Raw genomic sequence first — 15,428 nt, 5'->3', positions numbered from 1 at the left:
CAGCATCCGCTTCTCGTTGTTGACGATGATCTCGGGAGCGCCGAGGTCGAGCAGTCGCTTGAGGCGGTTGTTGCGGTTGATGACGCGGCGGTAGAGGTCGTTCAGGTCGGAGGTGGCGAAGCGGCCACCGTCGAGCTGGACCATCGGGCGCAGGTCCGGCGGGATCACCGGGACGGCGTCGAGCACCATGCCGATGGGCTGGTTGCCGGTCTTGCGGAAGGCGTCGACGACCTTGAGGCGCTTGAGGGCGCGGACCTTGCGCTGGCCCTTGCCGTTGGCGATGGTGTCGCGCAGCGACTCCACCTCGGCCTCGATGTCGAAGTCCTGGAGGCGCTTCTGGATCGCCGTGGCGCCCATGTGGCCCTCGAAGTACTTGCCGAACCAGGTCTTCATCTCGCGGTAGAGCAGCTCGTCGCCGAGCAGGTCCTGGACCTTGAGGCTCTTGAAGGTGTCCCAGACCTCCTCCAGCCGCGCGATCTCGCGGTTGGCGCGGTCACGGAGCTGGTTCATCTCGCGGTCGGCACCGTCGCGCACCTTGCGCTTGGCGTCGGCCTTGGCGCCCTCGGCCTCGAGGGTGGCGAGGTCCTCCTCGAGCTTCTTGGCGCGGTCCTCCACGGAGGTGTCGCGGCGCTTCTCGAGGCGCTCGCGCTCCAGGCCGACCTTGTTCTCCAGGGTCTCCATGTCGCGGTGGCGCGCGTCCTCGTCGACCGAGGTGATCATGTAGGCGGCGAAGTAGATGACCTTCTCGAGGTCCTTCGGCGCCAGGTCGAGGAGGTAGCCCAGGCGCGAGGGGACGCCCTTGAAGTACCAGATGTGGGTCACGGGAGCGGCGAGCTCGATGTGGCCCATGCGCTCACGGCGCACCTTGGAACGGGTCACCTCGACGCCGCAGCGCTCGCAGATGATGCCCTTGAAGCGCACGCGCTTGTACTTGCCGCAGTAGCACTCCCAGTCCCGGGTGGGACCGAAGATCTTCTCGCAGAAGAGGCCGTCACGCTCGGGCTTGAGCGTGCGGTAGTTGATGGTCTCCGGCTTCTTGACCTCGCCGTGGCTCCACGTGCGGATGTCGTCCGCGGTGGCCAGGCCGATCTGAAGCTGGTCGAAGAAGTTAACGTCGAGCACGATGGCTGCTGTCCTTCGTTAGTACGTGGGAAAAAGCTGGGACTGGGCGGCGGTGCGCCGGCCTCGCGGCCGGCGCACCGTCACGCTCAGACTTCCTCGACGGAGCTGGGCTCGCGGCGGGACAGGTCGATGCCGAGCTCCTCGGCCGCGCGGAAGACGTCTTCCTCGGCGTCCTTCATCTCGATGGTGGAGCCGTCCTGCGACAGCACCTCCACGTTGAGGCAGAGCGACTGCATCTCCTTGACGAGCACCTTGAACGACTCGGGGATGCCGGAGTCGGGGATGTTCTCGCCCTTCACGATGGCCTCGTAGACCTTCACGCGGCCCGGCACGTCGTCGGACTTGATCGTCAGCAGCTCCTGCAGGGCGTAGGCGGCGCCGTAGGCCTCCATCGCCCAGACCTCCATCTCGCCGAACCGCTGGCCGCCGAACTGGGCCTTACCACCCAGGGGCTGCTGCGTGATCATCGAGTAGGGGCCGGTCGAGCGCGCGTGGATCTTGTCGTCGACGAGGTGGTGGAGCTTGAGGATGTACATGTAGCCCACCGCCACCGGCTCCGGGAACGGCTCGCCCGTACGACCGTCGAAGAGGCTGGCCTTGCCGTCCTCCTTGACCATCCGCTCGCCGTCACGGTTCGGCAGAGTCGAGCCCAGCAGACCCGTGATCTCGTCCTCGCGGGCACCGTCGAACACCGGGGTCGCGACCTTGGTGTCCGGGTCGGCCTTGTCGGCGCCGATCGCGATGAGACGCTGCTTCCACTCCGACTCACCCGCCTCGCCGGACAGGTTGAGGTCCCAGCCCTGCTTGGCCAGCCAGCCGAGGTGCAGTTCGAGGATCTGGCCGATGTTCATACGACGCGGCACACCCAGCGGGTTGAGCACGACGTCGACCGGGGTGCCGTCCTCCATGAACGGCATGTCCTCGATCGGCAGGATCTTGGCGATGACGCCCTTGTTGCCGTGACGGCCGGCGAGCTTGTCACCCACGGAGATCTTGCGCTTCTGGGCGACGTAGACGCGGACCAGCTGGTTGACGCCCGGAGGCAGGTCGTCGCCGTCCTCGCGGTCGAAGACCCGCACGCCGATGACGGTGCCGGACTCGCCGTGGGGCACCTTCATCGAGGTGTCGCGCACCTCGCGCGCCTTCTCGCCGAAGATCGCGCGGAGCAGGCGCTCCTCGGGGGTGAGCTCGGTCTCGCCCTTGGGCGTGACCTTGCCGACCAGGATGTCACCGGTGGTGACCTCGGCGCCGATGCGGATGATGCCGCGCTCGTCGAGGTCGGCCAGGCCCTCCTCGGAGACGTTCGGGATGTCCCGGGTGATCTCCTCGGGGCCGAGCTTGGTGTCGCGCGCGTCGACCTCGTGCTCCTCGATGTGGATCGAGGTGAGGATGTCCTCCTGCACCAGGCGCTGGCTGAGGATGATCGCGTCCTCGTAGTTGTGGCCCTGCCACGGCATGAACGCCACGAGCAGGTTGGTGCCCAGCGCCATCTCGGCGTCGTCGGTGCACGGACCGTCGGCGATCGGCGTGCCGACCTCGAGGCGGTCGCCCACCTTCACCAGCGGACGCTGGTTGATGCAGGTGCCCTGGTTGGAGCGGCGGAACTTGGCCAGGCGGTAGGTCTGGTAGGTGCCGTCGTCGTTCATCGTCTCGATGGCGTCGGCGGAGACCTCCTTGACCACACCGGCGGCGTCGGCGACGACCACGTCACCGGCGTCGACGGCCGCGCGGTACTCCATGCCGGTGCCGACCAGCGGGCTGTCGCTGGTGATCAGCGGCACGGCCTGGCGCTGCATGTTGGCGCCCATGAGCGCACGGTTGGCGTCGTCGTGCTCGAGGAACGGGATCAGGGCGGTCGCGACCGACACCATCTGGCGCGGCGAGACGTCCATGTAGTCGACCTCGCCGGCGAGGATCGCGTCGACCTCGCCGTCCTTCTGGCGGACCAGGACGCGCTCCTCGACGAACTTCATGTTCTCGTCGAGCGGGGCGTTGGCCTGGGCGATGACGTAGCGGTCCTCGTCGTCGGCGGTCAGGTAGTCGATCTGGTCGGTGACCACACCGTCGACGACCTTGCGGTAGGGCGTCTCGACGAAGCCGAACGGGTTGATCCGGCCGTAGGAGGCCAGCGAGCCGATCAGGCCGATGTTCGGGCCTTCGGGGGTCTCGATCGGGCACATGCGGCCGTAGTGCGACGGGTGGACGTCACGGACCTCCATGCCGGCGCGGTCGCGGGACAGACCACCGGGGCCGAGGGCGGAGAGGCGACGCTTGTGCGTCAGGCCCGCGATCGGGTTGGTCTGGTCCATGAACTGCGAGAGCTGCGAGGTGCCGAAGAACTCCTTCAGCGCCGCGACCACGGGACGGATGTTGATCAGGGACTGCGGCGTGATGGCCTCGACGTCCTGGGTCGTCATCCGCTCGCGGACCACGCGCTCCATGCGGGCCAGGCCCGTGCGGAGCTGGTTCTGGATCAGCTCGCCGACCGTGCGCATGCGGCGGTTGCCGAAGTGGTCGATGTCGTCGGCCTGGACCTTGACGGGGGCACCGTCAGGACCCTCGACGACATTGCCCTCGGCGTCGACCAGGTCGGGAGCCTCGACCTGCACGCCCGCGGCGTGCAGCTGCACGACGTAGCGGATCGCGGCCACGATGTCGTCGATGGTCAGCGTCTGCTGGTCGAACGCCTCGTGGAGGCCGAGCTTCTTGTTGATCTTGTAGCGGCCGACCTTGGCGAGGTCGTAGCGCTTGCCGTTGAAGTAGTAGTTGTTCAGCAGCGTCTGCGCGGCCTCGGCCGTCGGCGGCTCGCCCGGGCGCAGCTTGCGGTAGATGTCGAGCAGCGCGAGACGGGTGACCTCGTCGTTGACCTGCTCGGCGGTCGGGGCCTCGCCCCGCGCCTTCTTCTGCAGCTCCTCGTAGACGACCTCGTAGCGGACGCTGTCCTTCTCGAGGGTCAGCATCATCGACTCGTACTGGCCGAACTCCTCGCGGATCTGGTCGGTGGTCCAGCCGAGCGCCTTGAGCAGCACGGTGACGTTCTGCTTGCGCTTGCGGTCGAGGCGGACGCCGACGAGGTCGCGCTTGTCGATCTCGAACTCGAGCCAGGCGCCACGGCTCGGGATGAGCTTGGCGGTGTAGATGTCCTTGTCGGACGTCTTGTCCGGGGTCGACTCGAAGTAGACGCCGGGCGAACGGACCAGCTGCGACACGACGACGCGCTCGGTGCCGTTGATGATGAAGGTGCCCTTGCGCGTCATCATGGGGAAGTCGCCCATGAAGACGGTCTGGCCCTTGATCTCGCCGGTCTCGTGGTTCATGAACTCGGCCGAGACGTAGAGCGGGCGGGAGTAGGTGAAGTCCTTCTCCTTGCACTCCTCCTCGGTGTACTTCTCGTCCAGGAAGACGGGGTTGTCGAAGGAGAGCATCATCGTCTCGGAGAAGTCCTCGATCGGGGAGATCTCCTCGAAGATCTCCTGCAGACCGGTCTTCTCGGAGACGTCCTCACCAGCCGCCTTGCGGGCAGCCACCGTCTCATCCCAGCGCTCGTTGCCGACGAGCCAGTCGAAGCTGCTCGTCTGGAGCGCGATGAGAGGGGGAACCTCGAGAGGTTCGGTGATCTTTGCGAAAGAGGTGCGACGGTGGTTACCAGCGGAGCTGCGCGCGGCCAAGAGTTGTCCTCACAAATGATCAAGTGATCTCGGCGCCGGCCGACCACCGCGACAGCCGTTCCGGAAGGCGTCGGGCATCTGAGGGCAGGCGCAAAGCACTACGATAGCGCAGATGTGAGCACGCCTCAAACGCGGGGTCGATCTCCCGAAGGATGGGTTCCACGCGTTGGCCACGACTATGAACGCCGAAGCCCCTCGGGTCAAGCAGAACGCGCCGATCGACCACCCCTGGGGAGAGGCTCCCCCGCTCCGCGGCAGGCCTCGGAGCGACCGGGGTCTAGCCCGGGACGGGCGAGGTGACGAGGTCGTCGACCAGCCACTCGCCGTCGACGCGCTGCATCGACACCGTCACCTGGTCCTTGTAGACGACCGGCTCGCGGAGCAGCTTGTTGGTGGTGGGCCGGTCCACGAACACCAGCACCTGCACCCGGTCGTCGCTCGCCCGCACGATGCCGGAGGCGACCACCTCGGCGCTCACCGTGGTGCGCGTCTGCGGGGCGTTCTCCTTCAGCACCGTGAAGAGCTTGTCGTACTCCTGGCGGTACCGCCCCGTCATCGTCGCCTCGGCGGCGCGCTGGTCCTCGTCGAGGTGGCGGTGGTCGTAGGAGAGCACCGGCACCACGGCGCGCTCCGCCGCGACCTGGGCCTCACGCGCGGCGGTCGACCCCGCGCCGCTGTCCGCCGAGGCCGCCCAGGTCCACGACGCCACGGCCACCAGGCCGGCGGCGAGCACGCCGAGACCGCCGAGCAGCCAGCCGGGCACGCCGACGCGGCTGGTCGAGGACCGGCGCAACCGGGCCGTCCGACGCGGGCGCACGGGCGCGCCCCCCTCACTCTCGGCGGGCTCGTCGGCCACCGCGCGTCCTGCTCGGGAAGGCTCGCCAGGCTCGGAAGGCTCGACGGGGTGCTCGGCGTCGTACGCCGCCCGCGCCGCCGGGTCGAGGAGCACCCGGGCAGCCCGGTTGAGGGCGTCGAAGCGCCGCTCGCCCGGCTCGAGGTCGGCGATCTGGGCCTTCCACGCCGCGCGGACCTCGTCGGTGGAGGCCTCGCGCGGGACGTCGAGCAGGTCGTACCAGGTGGGCAGGTCGCTCATCGCGTGCTCCCCCCGTCGGTCTGCCCGTCGGTCCGGCTGCCGGGCTGGGCGCCGGCGCCGTCGCTGCTGCCGACGGGAGTAAAGTCGTCGACCAGCCACTTCCCGCCGGTGAGCACGAGGTCGACGGTGAACCGGAAGGGCAGGGGCTCCTGGTCGACGGTGCGCGCCTTCGCCCCCGTGCCCTGGGTGTAGCTGTCGGTGAAGGCGCCGGCGACCAGCACGCGGGCGGAGTCGTCGTCGACCGAGGAGACGGCGGTGGCGAAGACGTCGGCGCTGCGGGTGATCCCACCCTGGGCGACGAGCTGCTCTGCCGTCGTGACCTCCTTGTCGAAGTCGGCGGCGAACTTGGGCGTGATCACCGCGCGGACCTGCTCGCGGTAGGCCGGCATCTGCCCGGAGCCGTCGACCATGTCGGGGCTGTAGGTGCCGAGGCGCTTGACGAACTGGCTGGTCAGGCTCATCACCTGCTCGCGCTCGTCCGGGTGGTCGAGGCCGCCGTCGGCGGTGCCGGCGCGGCCGGTGTGCTCCCACACCAGCACGGCCGTCGCGGCCGCGGCCACCACCGCGAGGGCGAGGGCGAGCCAGGTCCGGCCGCGTCCCCGGCGCGCGGGCGTCGCGTCGGCGCCGGTCGCCGTCTCGTCGACGGGCGCGGGCCTCTCGGTCGTGAGTGTCATCGGTGTCCCCTCCCTCGGAACCTGTGGGCCCTCCTCCACGGACCCGACGGGTTCAACGACGAGCGGCAGGAGAGGTCACGCCGTCGCCGAGGAGCGGCTCGAGGTAGAGCCACTTCCACGAGTCGGCGCCGAGCGTGCGCGGGGCCGGCGCTCGCTCGCCGGTGAGCGCCCGGATGGCGGCCGGGTCGCTGGTGAGCCGACCGGTGTCGGGGTCGTAGGCGAGGTCGGCCGGGCCCCACCCGGTGGCCGGGCGCGGGGCCCGGATGTTCTGGGAGCCGCGGGCGTTGCCCTCCGAGGCCGGCTCGGTGCACCCGGCCTGCTCGTTCATCGGGGCGTTGCTGCCGTCGAGCGGCGAGCGTCGGTCGGTGCTCTCGTAGCCCTGGAGGCACACCGGCGGGTCCGGCTGGAGCACCAGGCCGAAGTGGGCGTCGTAGAGCCCCGATCCGGGCGACTTGGACACGACGGTGAAGCCGCCCTCGACGACGTAGGGGTAGATGACCAGCAGCTGCTCGACGCCGTCGAGGTGCTTGACGACGACCTCACCGGTGGTGACGAGGTTGTTGATCAGCTCGCCGAGGTCGACCTCGTTCTGCTCGAGGAACGTGCGCACCTCGTTGGCGCCGGCCGATCCGTCGTCGATCAGCCGGCGCAGGTCCCGGTCGTGGCCCGCGACGGTGGTGGTGAAGGTCGACAGGTCCCGGGCGAAGCGCCGGAAGGCCCCCTCGGAGTCGGCCTGGCCCTGCAGCACGGTGTTGCTGTCGCGGATCAGGTCGACCGTCACACCGAAGTTCTCGTCCGCGGTCGTGAGGAACGAGCCGCTGCTGTCGATGATCGTCTGGAGGTCCTGCCCCGACCCGCCGAGCGCGCGCCCGAGCTCGGTGGTGACGGTCCGGAGGTCGTCCTGGTCGACGCTGCGCACCGTCTCGTCGAGGTGGGTGAGCAGGGTGTCGGTCTGGATCGGCGTGGTGGTGCGGTCACGGGCGATCTCCGAGCCGTCGACGAGGTACGGGCCGCGGTCGCTCTGCGGCTGGAGCTCGACGTACTGCTCCCCCACCGCCGACCGGTTGCCGACCAGCGCCTCCGCGTCCGCGGGGATCTGGTCGAACTCGTCGTCGACGTCGAGCACCAGGTCGACGCCGTCGTCGGTGAGCTCGAGGCGGTCGACCTGGCCGACCCGCACGCCCCGGTAGGACACCTCCGCGCCTGCGAAGGCGCCACCGGAGTCGGCGAAGTGGGCCACGACCGTGTAGCTCTGGTCGACGACCAGGCGGTCGAGGCGGGCGTAGCGGGCGCCGACGAAGCTCACGCCCAGCACGGTGATGAGCGCGAAGACGAGCAGCTGCACCTTGGTCCGGCGGGTGATCATCGCGTCACCAGTCCCGCGACGAGCAGGCTGACGAGAGCGGGGTCGTAGGCCTCGCTGAGCTGGGCGACGGTCGGGCCGCGACCCCGGCCGGACCCCGGTGGCGAGGAGTCGCCCGCCCCCGGGCGCGGCAGGCCGGGGATCGAGATGGTCGGCAGCGGCGGCAGGGTCGGGAGGGTGGACGGCAGCTCGGTCGGCAGGGTCGGGAGCGCGGTCGGGGTGCCGCCGGTGCTGCACAGCCCGGGCACCGGGTACTGCTGGCAGACGACCGAGATCACCGATCCCGGCAGGCCGAGGCACGCGGTGGCGTCACCGCGCCGCAGCCCGTCGAGGCACGCGTTGATCGCGTCGAGCGCGTCCTTGCACAGCTTGCTGGTGTCGGGCAGCGGGCCGTCCTGCGGCAGCTGGCTCAACGGGATGCAGGCCTCGGTCGGCAGCGTGGTCGGGATCGTGGTGGGGATCGCGGTCAGGTCGACGTCGAGGGTGATGGACAGGTTGGTGTAGTCGCCCATGTGCAGGTTGCGGGCGACCTGCGGGTCACGGCCGACCACCTCGTCGACGAACGGGTAGGTCAGGAAGACGCTGAAGGCGTTGGTGAAGTCGTCACCGGACGCGGCCAGCTGGGTGAGCACCGGGTCGAGCCGCTGGAGCGAGGTGATGGTCGCGTCCTTGGACTCCTTGATCACGTCGACGGCGACCGACGACAGCTGGTCGAGGGCCTTCAGCATCTCGACGAGGTCGTCGCGCTGGCGGTCGATGGAGTCGAGCGCGCTGGGCAGCTCCTCGAGCGCCTCGTCGATCGTGGGCAGCTGCTTCTCCGCCGCGACGGCGAGCCGGTTGAGCTTCTCGATGGCGTCGACGATGTCGGCCTTGTTCTCGTCGAGCTGGCCGGTGAACGCGCGCAGCTGGCGCAGCACCGAGCGTGCGGAGTCCTCGCGCCCGCCGAGCGCGTCGTTGAGCTCCTGGGTGATGGTCCTGAGCTGGGCCACGCCGCCGCCGTTGAGCAGCAGGCTGAGGGCACCGAGCACCTCCTCGACCTCGGGGTTGCGCCCGGCGCGCTCGATCGGGATGGTGTCGCCGTCGGCGAGGAGGTTCGGGCTCGCCCCTTCCTCGGGGGCGCTGAGCTCGACGAACTTCTCGCCGAGCAGGCTGGTCTGCCGCAGCTCGGCGACGGCGTTGTCGGGGAGGTCCACGTCGCGACGCAGCTGCAGCGTCACCAGCGCCTGGTAGCCCTGCAGGTCGATGGCGCTGACCCGACCGACGCTCACGTCGTCGACCTTCACCGTCGACTGCGGCACCAGGTCGAGGACGTCGGCGAACTCGACCTGCACGGTGAGGGGGTCCTCGCCCACGTCGGGACCACCCGGCAGCGGCAGGTCGTAGACGCTCGCGTCGCACGCGGAGGTGACCACCGCCAGCACGACGCCGGTCACGAGCATGGCCAGTCGCTTCATCGCTGCACCTCCACGAGGCCGCCGAGGGTCGGGTCGAAGACGTCGCGGGCCGGCAGCTTCGCCTGCCCCGACAGCGCGCCGGGGCGCCTGCGGTCGAGCAGCTGGGTGATCGTGTCGCAGACCTGCCCGGACCGCTCCACCTGGCCGACGAACCCGCACAGGAACGCGGCGGGGTCGGCGTTGAGCTGGTTGATCGACTCGCCGAAGTTGCTGCGCTGGTCCAGCGTGCCGGCCTGCGGGTTGTAGGTCAGCGCGAGGTTGTTGAGCGCGGCGGGAGCGGTGTGCAGGATCTCGTCGAGCGCGTCGCGCTGGCGCACCAGCACCTTCGAGACCCGGTTGAGCCCGCTGATGTTGCGCGTGAGGGAGTCGCGGTTCTCCTCCACGAAGCCCTTCACCGCGCCCAGCGCGACCGAGAGGTTGCGGGTCGCAGCGACGAGCTCCTGGCGCTCGCCCGAGAGCATCGTCGACACGTCGGCCAGCGACTGGTTGAACTGCCGCACCGTCTGGTCGTTGTCGGCCAGGGTCTTCATGAACCCCTCCAGCGCCCTGACCGACCCGAACAGCTCCTCCTTGTTGCCCGCGAGGGTGGAGGTCAGCCGGGAGACGTCGTGCACGGTCTGGCGGAACCTCGCCCCCTGGCCTCCGAAGTTGTCGGCGGTGACCGAGAGCAGGTCCGACAGGGCGCCGTCCCGGTTGGCCCCGCGCGGCCCGAGGGCGACGTTGAGCCGGTCGAGGCTGTCGTAGATCTGGTCGAGCTCGAGCGGCTCGGCCGTGCGGTCGACGTCGAGCTCTGCCCCGTCGGTGAGGACGTCGCCGGTCCCGGAGTACGCCGGCGTGAGCTGGACGTAGCGGTCGCCCACGACCGACGGGGCGATGATCACCGCCTTGGCGTCGGCGGGCAGCCGCACCTGGTCGTCGTAGGTCATCGTCACGGTGACGTCGGTGCCGGTGGGCTCGACGCGGGTGACGGTGCCGACGGGGACGCCGAGGACGCGGACGTCGCTGCCCTCGTAGACCGAGATCGCACGCGGGAAGTGGGCCACGACGGTCTTCGTGCTGCTGCCGCCGAGGAAGCTCACGGCGGAGGCGACCACGAAGGCGAGGACGACGAGGGGGACGAGGAGGCGCTTGACGAGGTCCATGGTCAGCCCACCTGCGGGACGGGAGGGAAGTTGGAGATCCACGTGTCGAACCACGGCCCGGTGCCCAGCGTGTTGGTGAAGACGCGGTAGAAGGGCGCCATCAGCCGCAGGCTGCTGTCGAGGTTGTCCTCGTTCTTGTTGAGCACCGCGACGACGTTCTCGAGGTGCTCCAGGGCGGGCTTGAGGTCGGCACGGGACTGGCGCACGAGCGCGGTCAGCTCCTTCGACAGGCGGGTGCTCGAGACGAGCAGCTCGTGGACGGCGTCGCGCCGGGCGACGAGCGCACGGAAGAGCACGTCGCTGTCCTTCATCAGGGCCACGATGTCGTCGTCGCGCTCGTCGAGCACGGTCGAGACCCGCTGGAGGTTCTGGAGCAGCGTGTTGAGCTGCTCGTCCTTGGCGGCGACGTTGGAGGACAGCCGGCTCAGCCCGTCGAGCGCCCCGCGGAACTCCTCCGGGGTGTTGCGGGTGAGGTCGGCGAGCGTGGTCAGCGACTCCGCGAGCTGGTCGGTGTCGATCTTCTCCGACGTCGAGGCCAGGCCCTCGAAGGCGTCGACGACGTCGAACGGCGAGGACGTGCGCTCCTGCGGGATCGTGGCGCCCTCGGGGAGCTGCCCGCTGCCGGCCGGCTCGAGGGCGAGGAACATCGAGCCCAGGATCGTCTTGACCTTGATCGCGGCGCGGGTGTCCTTGCCGAACGCGGCGGCGTCCTGCACCTTGAAGGACACGTCGACCTCGTCGCCGGCGAGCGCGATGTCGTTGACTTTGCCGACGCGGACGCCGGCGATGCGCACCTCGTCGCCGACCTGCAGCCCGCCCGCCTCGCCGAACATCGCGTGGTAGGTGTCGCCGCCGCCGATGACGGGCAGGTCGTCGGCGCGCAGCGCGGCCACCACCACCAGCACCAGGACGACCAGGCTGACGGCGCCGACGACGACGGGGTTGCGCTCCCGGAACGGCTTCATGGCGGTCATCCCAGGTCACACCTGTCGGAACCGGTCCGGTACTTCACCGGCAGCGAGACACCGGCCGGCAGGTTGACCCGGCCCTGGAACTCGCAGAGGTAGAAGTTGAAGAACGACCCGTAGATGGCCGTGCGCCCGATCTTGTCCAGCTTGATCGGCAGGACCTGGAGCGCCCGGTCGAGCTCCGCCTTGTTCTCGTCGATGTTGCCCGCGACCGCCCGCAGCTGCTTGATGTTGCGGACGAAGGGCCGGCGGATGCCGTCGACCAGCGAGGCGGTCTCCACCGAGAGCGCGGAGACGTCCTCGAGCGAGTCCAGGATCGCGAAGCGGTCCTTCTTGAGCCCGCCGACGAGGGTGCGGAACGACCGGATCAACCGGGTCAGCTGCTCGTCGCGGTCGGCGACGTGGTCGAGGACCAGCGAGAGGTTGTCGATCAGGTCGCCGATCACCTGGTCGCGGTCGGCCAGGGTCGTGGTCAGCGACGCGGTGTGCGCCAGCAGCCCCTCGAGGGTGCCGCCCTCCCCCTGGAAGACCTGCACCAGCTCGAAGGAGAGCTGGTTGACGTCGTCGGGCGAGAGCGCCTGGAACAGCGGCTTGAAGCCGTTGAACAGCACGGTCAGGTCGAGCGCCGGCTGGGTGCGCGAGAGCGGGATGGTCGCGCCGTCGGGCAGCCGGTCCGTGGCGCCGACCTCCTGGGTGAGGGAGAGGTAGCGCTGGCCGACGAGGTTGCGGTAGCGGATGGCGGCGTTGGTGCCGCCGTTGACGTCGGTGCGCTCGTCGACGGAGAAGGTGACCAGGGCGTGGGTGCGGTCGACGATCTCGACGTCGTCGACGGTGCCGACGCGGACGCCGGCGACGCGGACGTCGTCGCCCTTGGTCACGCCGGTGGCGTCGGTGAACTCGGCCCGGTACTCGCGCGACGAGCCGAAGCCGAGGTTGCCGATCGTCACCACGAGCACGGCGGTGGCCATCGAGGTGACGACCACGAAGACCAGCAGCTTGACCAGGTCGACGGACGTCTTCTTGTCGAGGACGGGGCTCATCGCAGGCTCACCTCCGCGCCGCGCGCCATCGGCCCGACCAGCAGGACGCCGAGGTCGGGCACGTCGTCGGTGCTGACCCCGAGCCCCGGCGCGAGCAGGGCCTTGAGCAGCTCGGACTCCTGCCGGCCGCCGGCGAACCCGGCGGCCGTGCCGGACCAACCCGGGCCGACCCGGCTGGTGCCCTTGCCGGTGGGCTCGTCGATGCCGTCGACGAAGTCCGGCTGATGGGTGACCGGGTTGCTCTGCGACCACGGCGGGTTCGGCAGCCGGCCGCAGTAGTAGCCGCGCTGGTCCCCGTAGACCGGCGCGTCCTGGGGACCGTAGGCCCGGGGCTGGTTCGGGATGGTCTCCAGCACGATGTGGAGGGTGAAGCCGCGGAACGCCTCGGCCTGGAGCTTGCCGGCGCCGACGATGCCGCCGAGCAGGCACGGGTAGCCGGGCGCGTACCGCGCGAGCACCTCCAGCTGCGAGGAGGCGAGGTCGCCGAGGCGGACGAGGTTGTCGCCGTTGTCGCGGGTGAAGCGCTCGGCGACCGTCGACAGCCTCGTCACGTCGTTGAACAGTGCCTTCAGCTTGTCCTCGCGGCCCTCGAGGGTGCCCGTGGTCGTGATCGTGTTGCGCAGGATCGTGGCGACCTCGGGCAGGACGTCGGCGTAGGTGTCGGAGACCTGCGCGGTCAGCCGGAGGTCGTCGACCAGCGCGGGGAGCTGCGGGTTGAGCCGGGTGAGGTAGCCGTCGAGCGTCTCGATGCTCTCGCCGAGCTGGTCGCCGCGGCCCTCGAGGGCGGTGGCCACGGCGTTGAGGGTCATGTTGAGGTCGGCCGGCTGGACGGCCCGCAGGAGCGGGTAGAGGTCTCCGAGCACCTTCTCGACCTCGATCGAGAGCCGCGTCCGGTCGATCTCGTCGCCGGCGCGGATCGGGCGGGCCGAGGAGCCTCCCTGCGGCTCGATGAGGGAGACGTACTTCTCGCCGAACAGCGTCTTGGGCAGGATCGAGGCGGTGACGTCGCTCGGGACCTCGGCCGTGCGGTCCTTGAAGAGGCCGACGGTGATGTCGGCCCCGTCCTCCGTGGGCGCGAAGTCGAGCACCTCGCCCACGATCACCCCCTTGATCTTCACGTCGGCCCGGCGCGGCAGCTGCAGGCCGATGCGCGAGGCGTGGACGACGACCTCGTCGTAGTCGCTGAACTTCTGCGTGAACACGCCGTAGGTCGCCCAGACGCCGGTGAGCATCAGGGCGAGGAACACGATCCCCAGGGCGCGCCTCATCGCCGCCTCACCCCGCCAGCCGCACGGTCGTGGCGGCGCCCCAGATGGCCATGGACAGGAACAGGTCGAGCACGTTGATCGCCACGATGCTCGTGCGCACGGCGCGACCGACCGCGACGCCGACGCCGGCGGGCCCGCCGGAGGCGGTGTAGCCGTGGTAGCAGTGGATGAGGATGACGGTCACCGCGAAGACCAGCACCTTGCCGAACGACCACAGCACGTCGCCGGGCGGCAGGAAGGCGTCGAAGTAGTGGTCGTAGGTGCCCGGGGACTGGCCGTAGATCTGCGTCACCACGAGGCGGCTGGCGAAGTACGACGAGAGCAGGCCCACGACGTAGAGGGGGATGATCGCGATCAGCCCGCCGACCACCCGGGTGGCGACGAGGAAGGGCATCGACGGGATGGCCATCACCTCGAGGGCGTCGACCTCCTCGGAGATGCGCATCGCGCCGAGCTGCGCGGTGAAGCCGCAGCCGACCGTGGCCGCCAGCGCGATCCCGGCCACCAGCGGCGCGATCTCGCGGGTGTTGAAGTAGGCCGAGACGAACCCGGAGAAGGCGGCCGTGCCGAGCTGGTCGAGGGCGGCGTAGCCGGAGAGGCCGACCTGGGCCCCGGTGAAGAAGGTCATCCCGATGATCACGCCCACCGTGCCGCCGATGACGGCGAGCGCGCCGGAGCCCAGGGTCACCTCGGCCAGGATCCGCATGATCTCGCGCGGGTACCGGGTGACCGAGCGCGGCACCGCGCGCAGCACCTTGAGGTGGAACGACAGCTGCTCGCCGAGGCCGTCCAGCGAGGCCAGCGGCCGGGCACAGAGGTCCTTGATGGTCGTCGTGATCGCCATGTCGCTCATCCGCCCTTCGGGGGCACGACCTGCAGGTAGATCATGCTGAGGACGAAGTTGGCCACGAACAGCAGCAGGAACGTGATCACGACCGACTCGTTGACCGCGTCGCCCACGCCCTTGGGCCCGCCGTCGGCCCGCATGCCCTTGTAGGAGGCGACGACGGCCGCGATCACGCCGAAGACCAGCGCCTTGAGCAGGCCGATCCACAGGTCGGGCAGCTGGGCCAGCGCGGTGAAGCTGGCCAGGTACGCGCCGGGCGTGCCGTCCTGGAGCACCACGTTGAACACGTAGCCGCCCACCACGCCCACCACGCTGACCATGCCGTTGAGGAAGAACGCGACGAGCATGCAGGCCAGGACGCGGGGCACCACCAGGCGCTGGATCGGGTCGATGCCGAGCACCATCATCGCGTCGAGCTCCTCGCGGATCTTTCGCGCGCCCAGGTCGGCCGCGATCGCCGACCCGCCCGCTCCCGCGATGAGGAGCGCGGTGCCGATCGGCGCGGCCTGCTGGATCACCGCGAGCACCGAGGCCGACCCCGTGAAGGACTGCGCGCCGAACTGCTTGATCAGCCCGCCGACCTGCAGCGCGATCACGGCGCCGAACGGGATCGCGACCAGCGCGGTGGGCACGATCGTGACCGACGCGATGAACCAGGCCTGCTGGATGAACTCGCGCAGCTGGAACGGACGGCGGAACATCGCGCGACCCACGTCGAGGGCGAAGGCGAACAGGTTGCCCGCGACCGCGACGGGCGCGAGGGCACGCGAGGACAGGGAGGTGGCCATG

At 69.9% G+C, this 15,428-nt stretch carries 11 protein-coding genes and 1 pseudogene; all 12 read right to left on the bottom strand.

The features are described from left to right. A pseudogene (locus tag ACFFJG_RS13505) lies at positions 1 to 1,122 on the bottom strand (DNA-directed RNA polymerase subunit beta'); the annotation flags it as partial. Positions 1,123 to 1,208: 86 nt separating this feature from the next. After that, positions 1,209 to 4,790, bottom strand: a complete 3,582-nt coding sequence (gene rpoB, locus ACFFJG_RS13500; RefSeq protein WP_378519242.1) for a DNA-directed RNA polymerase subunit beta — start codon at positions 4,788 to 4,790, stop codon at positions 1,209 to 1,211. 277 nt (positions 4,791 to 5,067) lie between these two features. Continuing rightward, the gene (locus ACFFJG_RS13495; RefSeq protein ID WP_378519241.1) at positions 5,068 to 5,883 is read right to left on the bottom strand and encodes a J domain-containing protein; all 816 of its coding nucleotides are present in this window, start codon (positions 5,881 to 5,883) and stop codon (positions 5,068 to 5,070) included. Then, the gene (locus ACFFJG_RS13490) at positions 5,880 to 6,557 is read right to left on the bottom strand and encodes a hypothetical protein (protein WP_378519240.1); all 678 of its coding nucleotides are present in this window, start codon (positions 6,555 to 6,557) and stop codon (positions 5,880 to 5,882) included. The genes ACFFJG_RS13495 and ACFFJG_RS13490 overlap by 4 nt, the downstream gene beginning before the upstream one ends. 52 nt (positions 6,558 to 6,609) lie before the next feature. Further along, positions 6,610 to 7,923 carry an MCE family protein gene (locus tag ACFFJG_RS13485; RefSeq protein ID WP_378519239.1) on the bottom strand — a complete coding sequence of 438 codons (1,314 nt, stop codon included), beginning with the start codon at positions 7,921 to 7,923 and terminating at the stop codon, positions 6,610 to 6,612. Next, positions 7,920 to 9,374 (bottom strand): MCE family protein, encoded by a 1,455-nt coding sequence (locus ACFFJG_RS13480; protein ID WP_378519238.1) that lies wholly within the window; start codon positions 9,372 to 9,374, stop codon positions 7,920 to 7,922. Before ACFFJG_RS13480 ends, ACFFJG_RS13485 begins: the two co-directional genes overlap by 4 nt. Next, on the bottom strand, positions 9,371 to 10,516 hold the full coding sequence (locus ACFFJG_RS13475; protein WP_378519237.1) for an MCE family protein: 1,146 nt from the start codon (positions 10,514 to 10,516) through the stop codon (positions 9,371 to 9,373). The genes ACFFJG_RS13480 and ACFFJG_RS13475 overlap by 4 nt, the downstream gene beginning before the upstream one ends. A 2-nt stretch (positions 10,517 to 10,518) precedes the next feature. Further along, positions 10,519 to 11,481, bottom strand: coding sequence for an MCE family protein (locus tag ACFFJG_RS13470; protein ID WP_378519236.1), 963 nt, complete (start codon positions 11,479 to 11,481; stop codon positions 10,519 to 10,521). A gap of 5 nt (positions 11,482 to 11,486) precedes the next feature. Further along, a complete protein-coding gene (locus ACFFJG_RS13465) occupies positions 11,487 to 12,524 on the bottom strand; it encodes an MCE family protein (protein ID WP_378519235.1) in 1,038 nt (345 codons plus the stop codon). Beyond that, on the bottom strand, positions 12,521 to 13,792 hold the full coding sequence (locus ACFFJG_RS13460) for an MCE family protein (RefSeq protein WP_378519234.1): 1,272 nt from the start codon (positions 13,790 to 13,792) through the stop codon (positions 12,521 to 12,523). The genes ACFFJG_RS13465 and ACFFJG_RS13460 overlap by 4 nt, the downstream gene beginning before the upstream one ends. A 7-nt stretch (positions 13,793 to 13,799) precedes the next feature. After that, positions 13,800 to 14,636, bottom strand: a complete 837-nt coding sequence (locus ACFFJG_RS13455; RefSeq protein WP_378519233.1) for an MlaE family ABC transporter permease — start codon at positions 14,634 to 14,636, stop codon at positions 13,800 to 13,802. A 5-nt stretch (positions 14,637 to 14,641) separates the two neighbouring features. After that, positions 14,642 to 15,427, bottom strand: coding sequence for an MlaE family ABC transporter permease (locus ACFFJG_RS13450; RefSeq protein ID WP_378519232.1), 786 nt, complete (start codon positions 15,425 to 15,427; stop codon positions 14,642 to 14,644). Between the last annotated feature and the right edge of the window lies 1 nt (position 15,428).

Source organism: Nocardioides zeicaulis, assembly GCF_042432345.1.
GTDB classification, from domain to species: domain Bacteria; phylum Actinomycetota; class Actinomycetes; order Propionibacteriales; family Nocardioidaceae; genus Nocardioides; species Nocardioides zeicaulis.
This window is presented reverse-complemented; position numbering and strand designations above follow the sequence as displayed.